Annotated in this window: 1 protein-coding gene; it reads right to left on the reverse strand. The window is 70.3% G+C overall.

Features of this window, described 5'->3' with window-relative positions; translation table 11 throughout:
• A partial coding sequence (locus tag SB658_RS24860; RefSeq protein WP_410603073.1) for a GAF domain-containing protein occupies positions 1 to 263 on the reverse strand: 263 nt, incomplete at both ends.

Below are 263 nucleotides of genomic sequence, written 5' to 3' on the forward strand. Positions count from 1 at the left end.
GCGGAACGGTGTCGAGCACGCACAGGGTGCCGATCGGTTCGCCGCCGGGGGCGTGCAGCGGGTGACCGGCGTAGAAGCGCAGATGCGGGTCGCCGACGACGAACGGGATGTCGGCGAAGAGGTCGGTGGCGCTGGCATCCTCGACGATGACGGTGCGGTCCTGGCTGACCGTGTAGTCGCAGAACGAGTCCTGGCGTGGGGCCTCGGAACCGCCGAGCCCGATCTCGGACTTCCGCCACTGCCGGTCGCGGTCCAGCAGCGAG

The organism is Bacillus sp. SIMBA_008 (genome assembly GCF_046535495.1).
GTDB classification, from domain to species: Bacteria; Bacillota; Bacilli; order Bacillales; family Bacillaceae; genus Bacillus; species Bacillus subtilis.